Below are 850 nucleotides of genomic sequence, written 5' to 3' on the forward strand. Positions count from 1 at the left end.
GGGGGCTGGGTTCGAGGTAGTGGGTGTGTCCGGTGGTGGTGAGGGTGGTGAGGGTGTGGTGGAAGCGGACGGGGTGGCGGAGGTTTTGGTACCAGTAGTCGGCGTTGAGGGGGGTTGAGCTGTCGATGGGTTGGGTGGTGAGGGTGGAGTGGAAGGGGATGGTTGGCGTGAGGGGGTTGATGGGTGCGAGTTGTTCGGTGAGCCTGTTGTGGAGGGTGGTGATGTGGGGGGTGTGGGAGGCGTAGGTGACGGGGATGCGGTGGTGGCGGATGTGGTGACGTGTGCAGTGGTGTTGGAGGTCGTCGAGTTGGTGGGGGTTGCCGGCGATGATGGTGGTGGTGGGGGAGTTGTGGGCGGCGATGTGGAGGTCGTTGTAGGGGTGGATGAGTTGTTGGGTGTTGTGGGGGTTGAGGTTGAGGGAGAGCATGCCGCCGGGTGGGGCGTGGTGGTGGAGGGTGTGGGAGCGGAGGGCGATGATGCGGGCGGAGTCGTGGAGGGTGAGGGCTCCGGCGATGTGGGCGGCGGTGATTTCGCCTTGGGAGTGGCCGATGACGGCGTGGGGGTGGATGCCGTGGTGCTGCCAGGTGCGGGTGAGGGCGATCATCATGGCCCAGAGGGCGGGTTGGACGATGTCGGTGCGGTTGAGTGTGGTGGGGTCGGTGGTGGTGAGGGCGTGGCGTAGGTCCCAGTCGGTGAAGGGTGCGAGGGCTTCGGCGCAGGCGTCGATGGCGTCGGTGAAGGCGGGGTGGGTGTCGAGGAGGCCGGTGGCCATGCCGGGCCATTGCGAGCCTTGTCCGGGGTAGACGAACACGATCTTCCCGCCGGTGGCGGTGCCCTCGATCACGGCCGG

Annotated in this window: 1 protein-coding gene (cut by a window edge); it reads right to left on the reverse strand. The window is 66.9% G+C overall.

Annotated features, from left to right (window positions below; genetic code table 11):
- Positions 1 to 850: part of an acyltransferase domain-containing protein coding region (locus HPT28_RS26300; RefSeq protein ID WP_219094463.1), annotated on the reverse strand (this coding region is incomplete at its 5' end). The annotated region extends 449 nt beyond the left edge of the window; the window shows 850 of its 1,299 annotated nt.

Origin of the sequence: Streptomyces sp. JJ38 (assembly GCF_019303475.1) — a bacterium.
Classification (GTDB): Bacteria; Actinomycetota; Actinomycetes; order Streptomycetales; family Streptomycetaceae; genus Streptomyces.